We start from the raw sequence: 18,839 nt of genomic DNA, 5'->3' as shown, positions 1-18,839 counted from the left end.
ACGGGTCGTGGTCATGGACTGCACCGACACCGGGGCGTCTCCGCCCACCGCCACGGACCCGACCTGGATCTGCCGGCTCTTCCGGCGCTCGGCGAGCCTGGTCGGAACGGACGGCATGCCGAGAGAAATCGCAGTCATCTGCTGTGCAACCCCAAGTCGTGGATCAAGGTCCGGTCCCGTCAGCAGCGGGCTCCAGGCTTCGAGATTACGGCACGGGCTTGTGCGCCGGCACACCACGCCCGTCGAAACCCACTCGATGGAAGGCGGCCCGGCGCACAGCATGCCGGGCCGCCTTCAACGCCGGGTGACTAGGAGATTCTCACCGGGTTAACCACGTCCGCGATGAGGACGAGGAGGGTGAAGCAGATGAAGATCCCGGCCACCACATAGGCCACCGGCATCAGCTTCGCCACGTCGAACGGACCGGGGTCCGGCCTGCGCAGCACCCTCGCCACGTTCCGACGCAGCGACTCCCACAGCGCCCCCGCGATGTGCCCGCCGTCCAACGGCAGCAGCGGGAGCATGTTGAAGAGGAACAGGGAGAGGTTGAAGCCTGCGACCAGCATCAGGGCCATGGCCAGTTGCTGGGTGGGCGGGATGTCGAGGGTGAAGATCTCGCCGCCCACGCGGGCCGCGCCGACCACGCCCATCGGGGAGTCGGGTTCGCGCTCGGCGCCGTCGAAGGCCGCGTTCCACAGGGCCGGGATCTTCCCGGGCAGGGCGGCGAGTGAGTCGACGGCCTCGTCGACCCGGTCGCCCATCCACACCAGGGAATCGTCGAAGTCCTGCCGGACGATGCCGGTGGCGGCGCTGAAGCCGAGGAAGCCGGCGGTGACGTACTCGCCCTGGACGATCTGGCCGCTGGAGTCCTTCTTGGCGACCTGGTTGGTGGCGATCTTCGCCTGCAGGGTGACTTCCTCGCTCCCCCGCTCGACGACGATCGGCACCTCCTTGCCGGGGTTGGCGCGGATCAGGTCGGAGAGCTCGTTCCAGTCGTCCGTGCGCACACCGTTGAAGGCGACGATCTTGTCGCCCGCCTTGAGGCCGGCCGCCGCGGCCGGGGAGGCGGGGTCGGACTTCTGGCAGTCGTCGCGGTTCTCGCTCTGGGCGATGACGCACTGGGAGACCGAGCTGACGCTGGTGGTCTGCTGGGAGATGCCGAAGCCCATCAGGACGGTGAGGAACAGCACCACCGCCAGGATCAGGTTCATGAAGGGGCCCGCGAACATCACGATGACCCGCTTCCACGGCTTGCGCGTGTAGAACATGCGGTTCTCGTCGCCGGGCCTGAGCTCCTCGAAGGCCGCCGAGCGGGCGTCCTCGATCATGCCGCGCCACGGCGAGGTGGAGCGGGCCTCCAGCCTGCCGTCGGGGCCGGGCGGGAACATGCCGATCATGCGGATGTAGCCGCCGAGCGGGATGGCCTTGATGCCGTACTCGGTCTCGCCCTTCCTGCGCGAGAAGATGGTCGGGCCGAAACCGACCATGTACTGCGGAACGCGGATGCCGAAGAGCTTGGCCGTGGACAGGTGCCCCAGCTCGTGCCACGCGATCGAGAACAGCAGGCCGACCGCGAAGACGACTATGCCGAGGATCATCATCAGGGTCGTCATGCACGCGCCTCCGCGGTGGCCGTCTGTGCTGTCAGTTCCCGGGCCCGGGCACGCGCCCAGGTCTCCGCTTCGAGGACGTCCGACACGGTCAGTGAGGTTCCCGTGCGCGGGACGCCGTGTTCGTCGACGATCCGCGTGACGGTTTCCATGATCCCACTGAACGGCAGCGCTCCGCTGCGGAACGCCTCCACGCACTCCTCGTTGGCGGCATTGAACACCGCCGGGGCCGTGCCTGCGAGCTCGCCGACGTGCCGGGCGAGGTCGACGGACGGGAAGGCGTCGTTGTCGAGCGGGAAGAACTCCCAGGTCGACGCCTTGCTCCAGTCGAAGGCGGGGGCCGCGTCGGGGACGCGTTCCGGCCAGCCGAGGCCGATGGCGATGGGCCCGCGCATGTCGGGGGGCGTCGCCTGGGCGATCGTGGATCCGTCCGTGAACTCAACCATCGAGTGGACATACGACTGCGGGTGCACGACCACCTCAATGCGGTCGAAGGGAATGTCGTACAGCAGGTGCGCCTCGATGACCTCCAGGCCCTTGTTGACCAGGGTCGCGGAGTTGATCGTGATCACCGGGCCCATGGCCCAGGTGGGGTGGGCCAGGGCGTCCTCGACGGTGACGTTCGCCAGCTCCGCCTTCGTGCGGCCGCGGAAGGGGCCGCCGGACGCCGTGACGACGAGCTTGCGTACGTCGGTCCGGGTGCCGGCCGCCAGCGCCTGGAAGAGGGCGGCGTGCTCGGAGTCGACGGGAATGATCTGGCCGGGCTTGGCGAGGGCCTTGACCAGCGGGCCGCCCACGATGAGCGACTCCTTGTTGGCGAGCGCGAGGGTGCGGCCCGCCTCCAGGGCGGCGAGGGTCGGAGCGAGGCCGATGGAGCCGGTGATGCCGTTGAGGACGGTGTGGCAGTCGGAGGCGGCGAGGTGGGTGGCCGCGTCGGGGCCGGCCAGGATCTCGGGGAGCGGCTCCCCGGTGCCGTACTGGGCGCTCAGGGCTTCGCGCAGCGCCGGTACGACGTCCTCGCGGGCGACCGCGACGGTCCGGACCCGCAGCCGGAACGCCTGCTCGGCGAGGAGGGCGACCCGGCCGCCGTTGGCGGAGAGTCCGGTGACCCGGAACCGGTCGGGGTTGCGCAGCACGAGGTCGATGGCCTGGGTGCCGATCGACCCGGTGGAGCCGAGGATCACCACGTCCTTCGGGCCGTCTGCCGTCACCGGGTCGTAGACGAGGTGCGGGTCGGCGAGTGGGGCTGGACTGTCGCTCATCCCCCCATTGTTGCCGCAACGGATGTCCGCCAGGACAGGGTGTCCCTCGGGTGGGTGCGGCGGGTGCCTTGTCGGGCTTGTCGCCGAAGCGAACAGGTTCGGGGTTTGTGAAACTCGCGTGAAGATCGCGTGATAAGACCTCGGTCACGCCGGGCGGGGGCCCGGCCGTCGCATGACTTCGGACGACATCCTTGGGGGGGATCTCTCCATGCGCATACGCGCTGCTCTTGCCCTGCCCGCGCTCGCGGGCGCGATGGCGCTCACCGGCACCGTGCTCAGCACTCCGGCCCAGGCGGCCGGCGGTGTGGTCATCCACCATGTCTGGTTCGACAGCCCCGGCTCGGACACCGGCTCCAACACCAGCCTCAACGGCGAGTGGGTGGAGATCAAGAACACCGGCCGCTCGGCGATCTCGCTGAAGGGCTGGGTCCTGAAGGACAAGGCGAACCACAAGTACGTCTTCCCCAACGTCAAGATCGGCGCGGGCAAGACGATGAAGGTGAAGACCGGGGTCGGCAGGGACACCGCGTCGAACAAGTACCAGGACCGCGGCTGGTACGTGTGGAACAACACCAGCGACACCGCCACGCTCACCAAGGCGAGCGGCGCGAAGGTCGACTCCTGCTCCTGGACGACGCGGGATCCGAGCGACAAGTGGTGCTGAGCGCTCCGCAGGGTGCGCGGTGATGTGCCGTCGATCGTCTGCGGCGCCGTTGTGGCTGGTCGCGCAGTTCCCCGCGCCCCTGAAGGCGCTGCCCTCAGGGCGCGGGGCCGATCTCACCTGACGGGTCGGTGCACGTTCTCCCTCTGTGAGGGTCCGGGGGTCGCGTCCGCGATCCACGGGCCCTCGCTCGAGGGGTCGATGACGCCGTGCTCCAGCCATTCGTAGCGGCCTGCCAGGACGCCCTTGACGACCTGCCGGTCGAGGTCGTCGGTGTTGGTCCACAGGCGGCCGAAGAGTTCGTCGACGCGGATGCGGGCCTGGCGGCAGAAGGCGTCGGCCAGCTGGTAGGCCTCGCGGCCGTTCTCGCCCCGGCGACGCAGGAGCTCGGCACGTACGCAGGCCGCGCTCATCGCGAACAGTTCGGCACCGATGTCGACGACCCGGCCCAGGAAGCCCTGCTTGGTCTCCATCCGGCCCTGCCAGCGGGACATGGCGTAGAAGGTGGAGCGGGCGAGCTTGCGGGCGTGCCGCTCGACGAAGCGCAGATGCGGGGAGAGGTCGATCCCGTGCTTGAACTCGCCGTAGGACGAGGGGAGCTGGCCCGGTCCCGCGACGAGCTTCGGCAGCCACTTGGCGTAGAAGACACCGGCGTTCGCGCCCGCCTTCGCCTTGTCCTGCAGGGTCTTGTCGGGGTCGATCAGGTCTCCGGCGACCGACAGGTGGGCGTCGACCGCCTCGCGGGCGATCAGCAGGTGCATGATCTCGGTCGAGCCCTCGAAGATGCGGTTGATCCGCAGGTCCCGCAGGACCTGTTCGGCCGGCACCCCGCGCTCGCCGCGCGCCCGCAGGGACTCGGCCGTCTCGAAGCCGCGGCCGCCGCGGATCTGGACGAGTTCGTCGGCCATCTGCCAGGCCATCTCGGAGGCGTACAGCTTGGCGAGCGCCCCTTCGATGCGGATGTCGTTGCGGTCCTCGTCGGCCATCTGCGAGGCAAGGTCGGTCACGGCCTCCAGGGCGAAGGTGGTGGCCGCGATGAAGGAGATCTTCGCCCCGACCGCCTCGTGCTCGGCGATCGGCTTGCCCCACTGTTCACGCGCCGCCGACCACTCCCGGGCGATCTTCAGACACCACTTGCCGGCGCCGACGCACGACGCGGGCAGGGAGAGCCGCCCGGTGTTGAGTGTGGTCAGCGCGATCTTCAGGCCGGCGCCTTCCGGCCCGATGCGGTTGGCGGCGGGGACGCGGACCTGGTGGAAGCGGGTGACGCCGTTCTCGATGCCGCGCAGGCCCATGAAGGCGTTGCGGTTCTCCACGGTGATGCCGGGCGAGTTGGTCTCCACGACGAAGGCGGTGATGCCGCCCTTGTGGTCCTCGCTCTTCGGCACCCGGGCCATGACCACCAGCAGGTCGGCGACCACCCCGTTGGTGGTCCACAGCTTCACCCCGTCGAGGACGTAGTCGTCCCCGTCCGGCACCGCGGTCGTGGCCAGCCGGGCGGGGTCGGAGCCGACGTCGGGCTCGGTCAGCAGAAAGGCGCTGATGTCGGTGCGGGCGCAGCGGGGCAGGAACCGTTCCTTCTGCTCCTGTGTGCCGAACAGTTTCAGCGGCTGCGGCACGCCGATCGACTGGTGCGCCGAGAGCAGTACGCCGACCGCGGGGCAGGCCGAGCCCGCCAGCGCGAGCGCCTTGTTGTAGTACACCTGCGTGAGGCCGAGCCCACCGTACTTGGTGTCGATCTTCATGCCGAGGGCGCCGATCTCCTTGAGCCCGTCGATCACCTCGTCGGGGATCTGGGCGTCCCGCTCGATGCGGGCGGAGTCGATCTTCGTCTCGCAGAAGTCGCGCAGCTTGGCGAGGAACTCCTCGCCCCGCTGGACGTCGTCGTCGGCGGGCAGGGGGTGGGGATGGATGAGGTCGAGGCGGAAGCGGCCGAGGAACAGTTCCTTGGCGAAGCTGGGCTTGCGCCAGTCCTGTTCACGGGCCGCCTCCGCCACCTGGCGGGCCTCACGTTCGGTGACGGTGGGTCGGGTGGGAGCTGCGGACATGAGGCTCACCTCGCCGCGAATAGGGATCAAGGTCCGTTTTGGTTACCGACGGGTGCTACTCGATCGTATGTACCCGATCCCGGGCCCGGCCACCACCCCGCGCGCAAACCTTCAGCCGATGTCGACGGAGTACGCCTTGGTGTCAAGGCGGCCCTTGCCCTGGAAAACCTCGGTGCCGGCCTCGATCCCGGAGACGTACTTGTCGTTGCCGATCAGCTTGCGCCGAACGAGTGCCTGGGTGAAGTCGTCGAGGTTGAGGGTGGCCTTGGTGGTGTTGGTGCGGCGGACGAAGGAGTAGACGTTCCAGCCGATGTCGCCCTGGTGGATGTCCCACATCGCGCCACCCAGGCTGACGCTGCCGTACTGGTGCCCAGCGGGCCGGCGCCGCCGACGCTTACGCCGGGACGGAACATCAGCGCACGAACATACGTCCCACTGGTCACTGAAGTTGACTACAACGCCTACAGGAGAGGCCTGGCGGGGACTAGCGTTGCCGTGTCAGTCCGCGAGCCCTTGAAGGCACGAACCGGCGAAGCCGGGGACACGGTTGTACGTGGCGCCGACCGGACTGTCGTCATCGGGCGCTGCCCGATGTGGGTGCCTGTCACCGTACCCGCACCTTCGACTCGGGGGTGGATGCGACCCGTGACCGTCCTGTCGTAGGGGGCAGTCGGGAGCGCGACGAGGTGTGAATAGCTGGGTTCAGCCGTTCACGGCCGAGAAGGTGACGTAGTACTTGCCGAGCGTCGAAGGCCCCGCAAGCTGCTCTCGCCCGCGTGGGCGGCGGTTACGCCCCCGGCGGGGGCGTAACCGCCGCCGCGACGAGCGTCTTCACCTTCCGGGACAGGCGCGGTCTGCGGTGTTGCATGGGGGGTCCTTCCGGGGGACGGTTCCGTGTTACGTCCCTTCGGTGGCCGCCGGGCGCGCCAAGGTTGCCGTACCGGCCGAAAATCATTGTCGAAGCGCTTCGACACACTATGGACACCCACCCCGGCTGGGGCTACTGTCGAACCACCCTCACCCGCCGTTGTTCGCAATGCGCACTGTCGAAGCGCTTCACAAAGCTTGGAGAGCTGGATGGTCACCCTCGCCGAGGTCGCCCAGCACGCCGGAGTGTCGGCGAGCACGGTGAGCTATGTCCTCAGCGGCAAGCGGTCCATCTCCGCGACCACCCGGCACCGGGTCGAGCAGAGCATCCGGGAGCTGGGCTACCACCCGAACGCCGGCGCCCGCGCCCTGGCGAGCAGCCGGTCGAACATCATCGCCCTGATGATTCCACTGCGCACGGACATGTACGTGCCGGTGATGATGGAGATCGCCATCGCCGTGGCCACCACCGCCCGGACGCACGGCTACGACGTCCTGCTGCTCACCGGCGAGGAGGGCCCCGACGCGGTGCGCCGGGTCACCGGCAGCGGGCTGGCCGACGCCATGATCCTGATGGACGTCGAGCTGGACGACGACCGGCTGCCGTTGCTGCGCGGCACCGACCAGCCGTCCGTCCTGATCGGACTGCCCGCCGACACCACCGGGCTCACCTGCGTCGACCTGGACTTCGCGGCCACGGGCGCGCTCTGCGTCGAGCATCTCGCCGAGCTGGGTCACCGCGACATCGCTGTCATCGGCGAGGCGCCCGCGGTGTACGAGCGGCACACCGGTTTCGCCGAGCGCACCCTCGACGGACTCCGCTCCCGTGCGCGGGAGTTGGGGCTGCGGGTGCTGCACCGCCCCTGTGAGGGCGGGTACGACGCGATGGCGGTGACGCTCGCCCGGGTCTTCGACGAGCGTCCGGCGACGACCGGGTTCGTCGTGCAGAACGAGTCGGCGGTCGAGCCGCTGCTCGCGCTGCTGCGCCAGCAGGGCCGGGCCGTGCCGGAGGACGTGTCGGTGGTCGCGATCTGCCCGGACCAGGTCGCCACCCAGGCGTCGGTGCGGCTGACGTCGGTCGCCATCCCGGCGCAGGAGATGGGCCGGCACGCCGTGGAACACCTGGTCGCGAAGCTGGACGGGCGGGGCAGTGACGAGGTCGTGCTGATCGCCCCCGAGTTGACGGTCCGGGCGAGCTCGGGACCGGTTCCGTCCGGATCCTGACGGCCCTGACACCGGTCGCACCACCCCCTTTCAAGGCACCTCCCTGTCTGCACTCCTCACAGGAGCCCCCAAGTGAATCAGCCTGCCGAGAACCAGCCCAAGGTCAGCCTGGCCCAGTCCTCCCCCACCGTCGGCACGTTCCGTGAGCGGGACGGCGGTCTGGAGTGGAGCGGCCGCCAGGAGACCGTACGCATCGAGCCGTGGGGTCCGGACGCGGTCCGGGTGCGGGCGCGGCTCGGCGGTCCGGTCCTCGAGGGACTGCCGGGCGCGCTCCTGGACGAGGCCCCGCCGACCGAGAGCACCGTCAAGATCGTGGACGGGGAGGGCCGGCTGACCGTCGGTGCGCTGACCGTGCACGTCGACGCCGAGGGCCTGATCCGGTTCCTCGACACCGCCGGCGGGGACGAGCTGCTCGCCGAGGAACGCGCCCACTTCTGGTGGCCCGGCCCACGCCTCTACACCGCCGTCGGCAACGGCCACCACCGCCTGGAGCAGCGGTTCGCCGCCTACGAGGGCGAGAAGCTGTACGGCCTCGGCCAGCACCAGCACGGGCGGCTGGACCAGAAGGGCCTGGTCCTCGACCTGGTCCAGCGCAACGCCGAGGTCGGCATCCCGGTGCTGACCTCCAGCCGCGGCTACACCCTGCTGTGGAACAACCCGGCGATCGGCCGCGTGGAGCTCGCGCACAACGGCACCCGCTGGGTCGCCGACTCCGCCCGCCAGATCGACTACTGGATCACCGCCGGCGCCCCGGCCGACGCCCAGCGCCGCTACAGCGCGGCCACGGGCCGTACGCCGATGCTGCCCGAGTGGGCGGCGGGCTTCTGGCAGTGCAAGCTGCGCTACCGCACCCAGGACGAACTCCTCGCCGTGGCACGGGAGTACAAGCGCCGTGGCCTGCCCATCGACGTCATCGTCTGCGACTTCTTCCACTGGACGCACCTGGGCGAGTGGAAGTTCGACCCGAAGGAGTGGCCCGACCCGGCGGCGATGGTGCGGGAGCTGGACGAACTCGGCATCAAGCTGGTCGTGTCGGTGTGGCCGTCGGTGTCCCCGCTGAGCGAGAACCACCCGGTCATGGAGCAGCGCGGCTACTTCATCGGCACCCAGTACGGCCCGATGGCGCACGCCGACTGGCCGGACAAGGAGGTCGCCTCCACCGTCCAGGTCGCCTTCTACGACGCCACGAACCCGGACGCCCGGGAGTTCGTGTGGTCGAAGGTGCGCGACAACTACCTTGCCCCGTACGGCATCGATGCCTTCTGGCTGGACGCCTGCGAGCCGGAGCTGAAGCCCGGCTTCCAGGAGAACCTGCGCTACTGGGCGGGCCCGGGCCTGGAGGTCGGGAACATGTACCCGGCCGAGAACGCCCGCACCTTCTACGAGGGCCTGCTCGCCGAGGGCGAGTCCGACATCATCACCCTCAACCGCTCGGCGTGGGCGGGCAGTCAGCGCTACGGCGCCGCCCTGTGGTCCGGCGACATCGGCACCGACTTCGCGACCCTGCGCCGCCAGATCGCGGCCGGCCTGAACACCGCGCTCTCCGGCATCCCGTGGTGGAACACCGACATCGGCGGCTTCCACGGCGGCGACCCGGACGAGAAGGAGTACCGCGAGGTGATGGTCCGCTGGTTCCAGTTCGGCGCGCTGTCCCCGCTGATGCGTCTGCACGGCTTCCGCGAGCCGGGCATGCCGCTCGGCCCGGAGATGACCGGCGGCCCGAACGAGGTGTGGTCGTACGGCGAGGAGGCCGGGGCGATCCTGGAGCAGTACCTGCGGCTGCGTGAGCGTCTGAAGCCGTACATCCTGGACGTCATGCGCGAGGCCCATGAGGAGGGCCTGCCGGTGATGCGGCCCCTGTTCCTGGAGTTCCCCGAGGACCAGGCGGCCTGGGCGGTCGACGACGCGTATCTCTTCGGCCGCGATCTGCTGGTCGCGCCGGTGCTGACGGCGGGCGCCACGGCCCGCACGGCCTATCTCCCGGCGGGCGCGACCTGGACGGACGCGTGGACCGGTGAGACGTACGAGGGCGGTGCGGCCGTGACGGTCGACGCCCCGCTGGACCGGATCCCGCTGTTCCTGCGGGACGGGGCCGCGCTGCCGGTCGCCGAGTAGTGGGGGCACGCAGGAGGGGAGGCCTCGGCCACCGGCGATGCGGTGGCCGAGGCCCTGCGGACGTCTCTCAGCCGACGATCCGGCCCAGTTCGATCCGGTCGATGTCCGGTGCCCATGCGCTCGCGTTGCCGAACGTCACCTTGTTGGCGCCCTGCTTCAGGTCGACGGGGACGCCCAGCGTCCAGTAGTCGTCCCAGCTCCAGGTGTTCTTGAAGGTGACCCGGCGGGGAGCGTCGGCGCCGACCGTGATGTCCGCCGTACGGGACATGATGTCGGTGTTGTAGGCGTGGCCGTTGTCGCGCCGGTCGTTGTGCGCGTAGTGGACGACCAGCAGATAGCGGCCCGGCCCGGGCGCGTCCACGGTGAACTCGGCGGTGCTTTCGGGGCTGTTGCCCAGCCATCCGATGTACGACCCGGCCGAGGCGTGCGCGGAGTCGACGAGCCGGGCGCCGCCCGCGAGGCCGGCCGAGGCGCCCTCGTAGGAGAGTGTGCCGGTGGTGGAGCCGGCGCCGGAGACGTCGAGGGAGCGGACGGAGGCGTTCTGGGCGGTCGTCGCGATGCGGTTGTTGCCCGCGACGAGGTACAGCCGCAGGGGCCGGCCGGGTGCCGCCGTCACCGTCTCTCCGTGCAGGGTGAGCTGCACCGCCGCCGACGACCTCGGCACCACCGTGTAGTAGGCGTCGCGCGGGGCGTAGACGTCGAAGACCGCCTTGTCGCCGGAGCGCAGGACCAGGGCGCCGGTGCCGACGCCGGCCGAGGAGGAGTAGTCGTAGGACGGCCTGCCGCTGATGTCCGCGAGGGTGGCCTCGTACGACGCCGAGGGTTCGCCGGTCCGGGCGGTCAGGTCGATGCGGTCGAGGGTGACCTCGGCGTCGCCCTTGGCCAGGGTGAGCACATGGGTTCCGGCCGTGAGGCGGACGGTGACGTCCTTCTTGGCGCGGTAGGTCCAGTTCTCGGTGGAGGGGTAGCTGACCGTCACAGGCTCCCCGCCGTCGACGGACAGCTGCTGGGTGGCGGGTGCGCCCGACTGGTTGCCGTAGAGGATCGCCAGGTCGTACGTGCCGGTCTCGGGCACGGTCACCGTGAAGTCGACCTTGCTGGCAGCGGTGCTGAGCGAGCCGACGTCCTTGGTGCCGGAGGCCGCGTAGCCGTTGGCGTTGCTGACCGTGCCCTGGGTGTAGACCTGGCCGCCGGTGATGGCCGCGTCCTCGGCCTCGTACGACGCCGACCACGGGACGGTGGCGGCGGACGGGGTGCCGGAGCCTCCGGGCGTGAGCACGATCCGGTAGGCGGACATCTTGTGCATGCCGCGCAGCGGGACGGTCACCGTGCCGTCGGCCGCCACCGTCAGCTTCGTCCGCGCGAGGACGCGGGGTGTGGCGTGCTGACCCTCGTAGCCGGACCAGGCGGCCTCGGCGACGGTCGCGGTGACCGTACGGCCGAAGAGGTTCCGGGAGACGTTCCGCACCACCACGTCGGAGTCGCCGGCGGAGCCGCCGAGCAGGACCTGGGCCTGGCGGCGGGTGGTGTCGAGGGAGGCCAGGCCCTGGAGCGTGTCGATGGTGTGGGGCTGCGGCGGGGTCACCTTGACGGTGTCGCCGGTCAGGCCCGCGTACCAGCGGAAGAACCACCAGCCGCCGTTGGGGATGTTCGAGCGGACCACGTTGCCGTCCATGTTGCCGGCGGCGTCCCAGTAGGCCTGGTTGGCGTACACCTTGTTCCGCTCGAACATCGAGACCCACTGGACGAGCTGGCCGGGGACGGACAGGTCGCGGCGGTTGGCGTACTCGTCGATGTTGATCTTCAGGGGTGCGATGCCGAGCCGGCGTTCGATGGCGCGGTAGTCGTCGTAGTGGGCCTGGAAGTCGCGTAGTGAGCCGGAGCCCAGCTCGTGCCAGGTCATCACCTGGGGCATGACGTTCTCACGCTGGGCGAAGGTGAGGAAGTCGGTCAGCAGGCGGGTGTGGTACGCCGCCTCGTTGGGGCCGGCGATCTTCGCGTCGGGGTCGATGGCGCGGATGCGCTGGTAGACCGTCTTCCAGTCCCTGAAGAAACGGTCGCGGTTGGCCTCGTACTGCGCCTGGTCGGAGACGCCCAGTTTGTACCAGATCTGGTCGGGTTCGTTGAACGGGATGTAGATGAAGCGGTCGCTGTTCGGGTCGGCCGAGATCTCCTTGACGATCTTGTCGACCTTGGGGAGGTAGTCGTCGATGCCGAGGTCCTCGTAGGGCCACTTCGCGTAGATGTCCTGCATCATCACGTTGATCTCGCCGCCGCCGTTGCGGAAGAACGACTTGGAGACGGTGAGCGCGTCGCCGTTGGGGTGCTGGGCACCGCCCTCCGGCTTCTGCGAGATGCTGGTGATCTTCAGGGGTTCCAGGGCCGCGTCGCTCGGCACACCGTCGTCGCTGAGGCCGTAGAGCGCGCCGTTGGCGCCGCGCATCACCGGGCCCTCGGAGGCGGTGAGGTCGACGGTGAGGCGTTGCGGGATGGGGGCACCTCCCGCTCGAGCGAAGCCGAGAGTGGGGGAGGCGGCCGCGGGGGCTGCGGCGGGGAGGGTGCCTGCCATGGTGGCGACTCCAAGGAGGGCGGTGACCAGGGCGGTTCTGGTGCGGGATCCGGTACGGGTGCTCACGCTGCTGGACCTCCGGTCATTTGACGGCTCCACTGGTGATTCCGGACACGATCTTTCGCTGGGCCACCAGGAACACGGCGACCATGGGCAGGCTCATCACCACCACGTACGCGAAGACGAGATGCCAGTTGTTCAGGTAGAGCTGGGCGCTGGCGACCTTGTAGAGGTTCAGTGGGAGGGTCGCCCGCTCTCCGCCGCCGAGGACGAAGAACGCGTAGAAGATGTCGCTCCAGGCGTAGAGCATCACCATGATCGTCGCGGTGGCGATCACCGGCCTGAGCAGCGGCAGGATGATGCGGAGGAAGATCCGCAGCGGCTTTGCCCCGTCCATCCGTGCGGCCTCCTCCAGCTCCATGGGGATGGCGCGGATGAAGCCGGTCATGAAGAAGATCGACGTGGAGAGGTACATGCCGGTGTAGACGGCGATCATCCCGGGGCGGGTGTTGGCCAGTCCGAACTGCCGCAGCTCCATCACGATGGTGATGACGGCGGGCGGCAGCAGCAGTCCGCTGATGCACAGCGCGTACGCCGCCGAGACCAGCTTCGATCTGCGGCGGGCGAAGACCCAGGCCGCGCCCGCGCCGAGGATCAGGACGAGGACGACCGAAGGGACCACGACGAGCAGGGAGTTGAGGAAGCCGCGCAGCATCTCGCCCTGGGCGACGGCGTCCTGGTAGTTGCTGCCGGGCTGCCACTGCTCCGGCGGGTCGAGGTTCGGTTTGATCGCCTCGGCCTGCGGCTTGGCCGAGGTGACGAGGACCAGCCACAGCGGTACGCCGACGGCGAGCCCGGCGAGCAGAACGACCAGGGCCGGCCGGCCGTACCGCCACAGCACCGGGGTCATAGCATCTGCTCCCTTCGACGCAGGCCGATGACCAGCGGAATCGCGACAGCGACGACGACCAGGAAGAGGACGAGGCTCATCGCGGAGGCCTGCGCGTACAGGCCCTGGCCGAAGATCCGGAACATGTAGATGTTGAAGACCTCGGTGGAGGCCGCGGGTCCGCCGCCCGTCGTGGCCTGCACGATGTCGAAGGTGTTCATCGAGCCGATCAGCGCCGTGGTGACGTTGAAGGTGACGGCCGGGGCGAGCATCGGCCAGCGCACCGACCGGAAGGTCCGCCAGGGACCGGCGCCGTCGCACTTCGCGGCCTCCAGCATGTCCCCGGGGATGCCCTTGAGCCCGGCGAGATAGATCAGCATGGACAGGCCCATCCACTTCCAGCCGTGGATGACGGTGACCAGCACCAGCGTCCAGGTGGTCGAGCCCAGCCAGGGAATGTCCGTACCGAGGCCGGAGTTGACGGCGCCGTCCTGGTCGAGCAGGGCCTGGAAGACATAGCCGGTGGCGAGCGCCGAGATGAGCACGGGCAGGAAGAACACGGCGCGGAAGAACCGGTTGAAGCGGGTGTCCGCCTCCAGCAGCAGGGCCAGCCCGAGCCCGAAGCCGTTTTGGAACAGCGCTGCCAGCAGGGCGTAGATCAGGGTCGTGCGGATCGCTCGCAGCAGTGAGCCGTCCTCGGCGATGGTCCGGAAGTTGTCGAGGCCGGTGAAGGCGATGTCCGCGTGGTACGAGGACCAGTTGGTGAACGGGTAGTAGAAGTTGAGCAGGTTCGGCACCAGGAAGAACCCCGCGAAGACGGCGATCGCGGGGAGCGCGAACCACCAGGGGTGGTGGACGGCTGCGCGCGGCAGCCGGCCCACCTTTTTCGGCGCGCCCGTCATCGGCGCGGGCTCGGTACGTACGACCGTGTCCGCCATGGTCAGAACCCGGGCGCGCCCTGGGCCTTGGCCACCTGCGCGAACTGGTCCTGGATGGCCTGGGCGACCTGCTGCGGGCTCTTCTTGCCGTAGATCATGTCGGCGAGGTGGAGATGCGTGTCCGGGGCGACGATCGCCTTGGCCTGGAAGACGCCGATGGCGGTCGGCAGGGCGGCGACCTGGGCCTTGGAGGTCTGCGGCAGTCCGTCGGGGGTGGGCACGGACGGCTGGACGGACGGGATCTTCATCGCCTTGATGTAGTCGGCGTAGTCGGGGCCGAGCCAGAAGGCCAGGAACTGCCGGGCCGCGTTCTGCCGCTTCTCGTCGCCGGTCTTGAAGGCGACCACACCGTTGGTCTGGTCGGGCGAGTACATGCCGGTGGCGGAGGAGTGGGAGACCGGGAACCAGCCGATCTTCTTGTCGATCTCTGCGGTGGAGTACTTGGCCTGGAGCTGGGTCTGGAAGGAGGTGACGTTGAGGACCATGCCGGCCTCGCCCTTCCACAGCGCGTCGGCCTGCCCGGTGAAGGTGCCGGTCCGGTAGTTCTTCTGCGCGAGTCCGGCGTCGAGCAGCTTCTCCTTGTACTTCTTGATCGCGCCGACGACGACCGGGTCGGTCCACTTCTCCTTGTTCTGGTTCAGCCCCGCCCACCACTGCTGGTCGAGGTCGGTGAGCTGGACCTGCATCTGCCACTGCATCGGCCACTTGTCGCCGCCGGCCTCGTAGAAGGCGGCGGCGTCGGTCTTGTCCTTGACGGTGTGGGCGAGTTGCAGCAGGTCGTCGTACGACTGGGGGAAGTCCTTCTCGCTCAGCCCGGCTTCCCGGAAGACGTCCTTGTTGTAGTAGACGCCGAGCATGGCGGGGCTGGTGACGATCGCCGCGTACCGCTTGCCGTCGATGACGCCGAGCGACTTCTCGGTGTCGCCGAGCCGGGAGACCCACTCCTCCCCGTCGAGGGTGAGCAGGTTCTGCTGGGGCTGGACGAACGGCAGCGTCGAGATGGACGGCTGCCAGAACATCAGGTCCGGCCGGTCGCCGGAGGCGAGCTTGGTCGGCACGTTCTGCTCGTACAGGTCCGGGATCGCCTGCGTCTCCACCTGGGCGCCGGTGGCCTTCTCGAAGGCGTCGATGACCTGCTTGGGCGCGTTGACCGTGTTCTGCGCGGTCCACATGGTCAGCTTCACGCCGTCCAGGCGGGCGGTGGGGTCGACCGCCGTCTGCTTCCCCTCCGTGCCGGAGTCGCCGGCGGTGGGGTCGCTGCACGCGGTGGCGGCCAGGGCGGAGATGCATATGAGTGCCAGTGCGGGGAGGGCTCTTCTCGTCATCACGTACCTCGAGTGCCTTTCGCGAACAGTGGTTCAGGACGGGCGGTACCGGGCTGTCAGTCGCGGACGGGCGGCGGCCCCGAGCTCTCCCGCACCACCAGCTGCGGTACGGAGACGGGATGCGGGGCGATCGGGGCGGACTCCTCCAGCACCCGGTGCAGCAGGTGGAAGGCGGCCCGCCCGAGGCCCGTGAAGTCCAGGCGTACGGTCGTCAGCGACGGGGTCAGATAGGCGGAGTGCGGGGCGTCGTCGAACCCGGCCACACTGACCTCGTCCGGCACCGGGCGGCCGCTTTCGTGCAGGGCGCGCAGCACCCCGAGCGCGAGGTCGTCGTTGCCGCACAGGATCGCGGTGACGTCGGGGGCCTTGGCGAGCCGCAGGCCCGCCTTGTAGCCGCCGGCCGGGCCCCAACTGCCCTGCACGGGGCGCGGTTCGGGCGCTCCGGCCTCCCTGAGCGCCTGCCGCCAGCCGGTGGTGCGGGCGCTGGTGCGCCGGGTGCTGGACGGTATGGCGACGTAGTGCACGGTGTCGTGGCCGAGGGAGAGCAGATGCCGGGTCGCCTCGTAGGCGGCCTCGCGGTCGTCGGTCCACACCCAGGGGCGGTCGTCGTCGGGCCGGCCTGCGGGGGTCTCCACCACACCGACGACCGGCAGTCCGGCGGGGACGGCACCCAGGGCCCGTACGCCGGCGGGATCGTAGGCGATCACGATCAGCCCGCCGCCCGCGTCCGCCGCGCGCTGCACGGCGGCGGCGACGGCCGGTTCCTCCGCCGATTCGAGGACGCCGATCGCCATCGTGTAGGACGCGGCGCGGGCGGACTCCTCGATGCCCTGGAGGATGGAGGCGTAGCCGTGGTGGGTGGTGTTGGCGGTGAGCACGGTCACGGCCCGGCTGCGACCGCTGGCCAGGGCGAGGGCGGTGGCGTTGCGCCGGAAGCCCAGTTCCTCGATGGCCGCGAGGACGCGTTCCCGGGTGGACGGCTTGACGCTGGGATGGCCGTTGATCACCCGGGAGACCGTCTGGTACGAGACACCCGCGGCGCCGGCGACATCCCTGATGCTCGCCGGGCGGCTTGTGTGACCGGTCACATTCATGCCAGGATTGTGACCGGTCACACATGGGGCGTCAAGAGACCGTAACGATGGATTCACGCGACGGAAGCGGGCCGCGCCGGCGAGCGAGGTCGGGAGGGGGCAGCATCGTGACCGGTACGGCGGATGCGACGCGGAACGGGTTCTCCTGGGGGCATTCGGGCCTGGAGGCCGAGTTCGCGACCGCCTCCGACGGGACACTGCGGTTGGTCCGACTGGCAGTTCCCGGTGGCGCCGGGCCGGCTGACCCCGAATCCGCTCTGCCGCTGGTCGAGTTGACCGCCCTGGGCCATGGGAGTGGGTGGTCCGGACCCCGCTTCACCGGTACCGCCTTCGGTACGCGGCTGCGTCACCGGGATCACCGCAGTGGCACCCGTGGAGGCTGGGACCGGCTGACCGTCGAACTCCACGACCCGGCGACCGGGCTGACGGCCTTCGCCGAGCTGTCCTCACCCACCGGAGTGCCCGTACTCCGCTCCCGCGTCCGGCTCCGCAACGACGGCACGGAAGCTCTCGTCGTCCAGTCCGTCAGCAGCCTGCTGCTCGGCGGGCTGCCGTCCCCCGACACGCTGGATGTGCACCGGGCCCGCAACGACTGGCTGGCGGAGTGCCGTTGGTACACCGAGCCGCTGCGCGACACGGTCACCGACATCAACGTCGCCGCCCACCAGCACGACAGCCGGGCCGCCCTCGTCCTCGCCGGGCGCGGCAGCTGGCCCACCGACGGCCATCTGGCGATGGGGGCGCTGACGGAACGGAGCGGTGGCCGGACCTGGCTGTGGCAGGTGGAGTCGCCGGCCGGCTGGCGCTGGGACCTGGGCGAACGCGCGCATGGGACGTATCTGGCGCTGAACGGCCCCACGGACGCCGAGCACCAGTGGCGGGTCCGGCTGACGCCGGGTGAGGAGTTCACGACCGTGCCGGGAGCGCTGGCCCTCGGCGACGGCTTCGACGCGGCGCTGGGCGCCCTGACCTCGTACCGCCGCGCCGTACGCCGCCCCCACCCGGACCACACCGCGCTGCCCGTCGTCTTCAACGACTACATGAACACGCTGATGGGCGACCCGACGACCGAGAAGCTGCTGCCGCTGATCGACGCGGCCGCCGAGGCCGGCGCGGAGTACTTCTGCATCGACTCCGGCTGGTACGACGACGACACACAGGGCTGGTGGGACGCCGTCGGCGAGTGGCTGCCCTCCTCGCGCCGCTTCCCCGACGGCGGGCTCGCGGCGGTCCTGGACCGGATCCGGGAGCGTGGCATGGTGCCCGGGCTGTGGCTGGAGCCGGAGGTCGTCGGGGTGCGCAGCCCGGTCGCGTCCGCGCTCCCGCCCGAGGCGTTCTTCCAGCGGGACGGTGTGCGCATCGCCGAACAGGGCCGCCACCAGCTGGACCTGCGGCATCCCGCCGCCCGCGCGCATCTCGACAAGACGGTGGACCGGATCGTCGGCGACTGGGGGGTGGGCTACCTGAAGCTGGACTACAACATCGTGGTCGACCCGGGCACCCGGGCCGCCGGAGACCTCGCACCCGGCGCGGGGCTGCTCGGCCACGCCCACGCGTACCTCGACTGGCTGTCCGAGGTGCTGGACCGGCACCCGGGGCTGGTGATCGAGAACTGCGCCTCGGGCGGGATGCGGATGGACGGGGCCACGCTGGCCGTCACCCAGCTCCAGTCCACCAGCGACCAGCAGGATCCCCTGCGCTACCCGCCGATCGCCGCCGCGGCTCCGACGGCGGTCCCGCCCGAGCAGAGCGCCGTCTGGGCCTACCCGCAGCCCGAGTTCGACGACGACCTGATCACCTTCACGCTGGGCGGGGCACTGCTCGGCCGCATCCACCTGTCCGGCCATCTGAACCGGATGTCGGAGCACCAGTTCGCACTCGTACGGGACGCCGTGGCGACGTACAGGACGATCCGCGGGGACCTGGCGCGGGCCGTGCCGTTCTGGCCGCTCGGTCTGCCCGGGTGGACGGACGAGTGGGTGGCCTTGGGGATGCGGGTGCCGGGCGGTCCGTCGTATCTCTCGGTGTGGAGGCGTGGCGGGGGCACTTCCGAAGTTCGCTTGCCCCTGGGCCACTTGGCGGGACATGACATTCGTACGGAGGTCCTTCACCCGTCCGTCACCCCCACCGGCTGGACGGTCGTGACGGAGACGGACGCGCTGCGGGTGTCGCTGCCGCGCACGCCCGCGGCGCTGCTGATCCGGTGTTCTCGGCCCGGGCCGGCCTCCGAGGCGTGA

Annotated in this window: 13 protein-coding genes and 1 pseudogene; 4 read left to right on the top strand and 10 right to left on the bottom strand. The window is 69.9% G+C overall.

All coding sequences use genetic code 11. From position 1 onward, the window contains the following. The 3 genes and pseudogenes from ACFV7R_RS19470 to dxr all read right to left on the bottom strand — a co-directional run. Positions 1–138, bottom strand: a pseudogene (locus ACFV7R_RS19470) (4-hydroxy-3-methylbut-2-en-1-yl diphosphate synthase); the annotation flags it as partial. 170 nt (positions 139–308) lie between these two features. Next, positions 309–1,601 (bottom strand): M50 family metallopeptidase, encoded by a 1,293-nt coding sequence (locus ACFV7R_RS19465; protein WP_385264798.1) that lies wholly within the window; start codon positions 1,599–1,601, stop codon positions 309–311. A gap of 8 nt (positions 1,602–1,609) precedes the next feature. After that, positions 1,610–2,872, bottom strand: coding sequence for a 1-deoxy-D-xylulose-5-phosphate reductoisomerase (gene dxr, locus ACFV7R_RS19460; protein ID WP_385264776.1), 1,263 nt, complete (start codon positions 2,870–2,872; stop codon positions 1,610–1,612). 208 nt (positions 2,873–3,080) lie between these two features. Between dxr and ACFV7R_RS19455 the strand changes: the two genes are divergently transcribed. Then, entirely contained in the window at positions 3,081–3,536 is a 456-nt protein-coding gene (locus tag ACFV7R_RS19455) for a lamin tail domain-containing protein (RefSeq protein WP_385264773.1), read from the top strand. A gap of 113 nt (positions 3,537–3,649) precedes the next feature. On the opposite strand, the gene ACFV7R_RS19450 is transcribed toward ACFV7R_RS19455, so the two are convergent. Next, positions 3,650–5,581 carry an acyl-CoA dehydrogenase family protein gene (locus ACFV7R_RS19450; RefSeq protein ID WP_385264771.1) on the bottom strand — a complete coding sequence of 644 codons (1,932 nt, stop codon included), beginning with the start codon at positions 5,579–5,581 and terminating at the stop codon, positions 3,650–3,652. Between the two features lie 111 nt (positions 5,582–5,692). After that, positions 5,693–5,917 (bottom strand): hypothetical protein, encoded by a 225-nt coding sequence (locus ACFV7R_RS19445; protein WP_385264768.1) that lies wholly within the window; start codon positions 5,915–5,917, stop codon positions 5,693–5,695. A gap of 741 nt (positions 5,918–6,658) precedes the next feature. Here ACFV7R_RS19445 and ACFV7R_RS19440 point away from each other — a divergent pair. Both ACFV7R_RS19440 and ACFV7R_RS19435 read left to right on the top strand, forming a co-directional pair. After that, positions 6,659–7,672 (top strand): LacI family DNA-binding transcriptional regulator, encoded by a 1,014-nt coding sequence (locus tag ACFV7R_RS19440; RefSeq protein WP_385264767.1) that lies wholly within the window; start codon positions 6,659–6,661, stop codon positions 7,670–7,672. Between the two features lie 72 nt (positions 7,673–7,744). After that, on the top strand, positions 7,745–9,787 hold the full coding sequence (locus ACFV7R_RS19435; protein ID WP_385264765.1) for a TIM-barrel domain-containing protein: 2,043 nt from the start codon (positions 7,745–7,747) through the stop codon (positions 9,785–9,787). A gap of 67 nt (positions 9,788–9,854) precedes the next feature. On the opposite strand, the gene ACFV7R_RS19430 is transcribed toward ACFV7R_RS19435, so the two are convergent. From ACFV7R_RS19430 to ACFV7R_RS19410, 5 genes are all read right to left on the bottom strand, one after another. After that, positions 9,855–12,356 (bottom strand): CBM35 domain-containing protein, encoded by a 2,502-nt coding sequence (locus tag ACFV7R_RS19430; protein WP_385264795.1) that lies wholly within the window; start codon positions 12,354–12,356, stop codon positions 9,855–9,857. Between the two features lie 82 nt (positions 12,357–12,438). After that, the gene (locus ACFV7R_RS19425; protein WP_385264762.1) at positions 12,439–13,266 is read right to left on the bottom strand and encodes a carbohydrate ABC transporter permease; all 828 of its coding nucleotides are present in this window, start codon (positions 13,264–13,266) and stop codon (positions 12,439–12,441) included. After that, positions 13,263–14,183, bottom strand: coding sequence for a carbohydrate ABC transporter permease (locus ACFV7R_RS19420; RefSeq protein ID WP_385264760.1), 921 nt, complete (start codon positions 14,181–14,183; stop codon positions 13,263–13,265). The genes ACFV7R_RS19425 and ACFV7R_RS19420 overlap by 4 nt, the downstream gene beginning before the upstream one ends. Positions 14,184–14,185: 2 nt before the next feature. Continuing rightward, positions 14,186–15,508 carry an ABC transporter substrate-binding protein gene (locus ACFV7R_RS19415; protein WP_385264758.1) on the bottom strand — a complete coding sequence of 441 codons (1,323 nt, stop codon included), beginning with the start codon at positions 15,506–15,508 and terminating at the stop codon, positions 14,186–14,188. A 56-nt stretch (positions 15,509–15,564) separates the two neighbouring features. Further along, a complete protein-coding gene (locus ACFV7R_RS19410) occupies positions 15,565–16,602 on the bottom strand; it encodes a LacI family DNA-binding transcriptional regulator (protein ID WP_385264755.1) in 1,038 nt (345 codons plus the stop codon). 107 nt (positions 16,603–16,709) lie between these two features. Between ACFV7R_RS19410 and ACFV7R_RS19405 the strand changes: the two genes are divergently transcribed. Next, positions 16,710–18,839, top strand: a complete 2,130-nt coding sequence (locus ACFV7R_RS19405) for a glycoside hydrolase family 36 protein (RefSeq protein WP_385264753.1) — start codon at positions 16,710–16,712, stop codon at positions 18,837–18,839.

Origin of the sequence: Streptomyces sp. NPDC059866 (genome assembly GCF_042731325.1) — a bacterium.
GTDB classification, from domain to species: domain Bacteria; phylum Actinomycetota; class Actinomycetes; order Streptomycetales; family Streptomycetaceae; genus Streptomyces; species Streptomyces flavusporus.
Note: the sequence above shows the minus strand (reverse complement) of the source record. Positions and strands in the feature narration are given on the sequence as shown.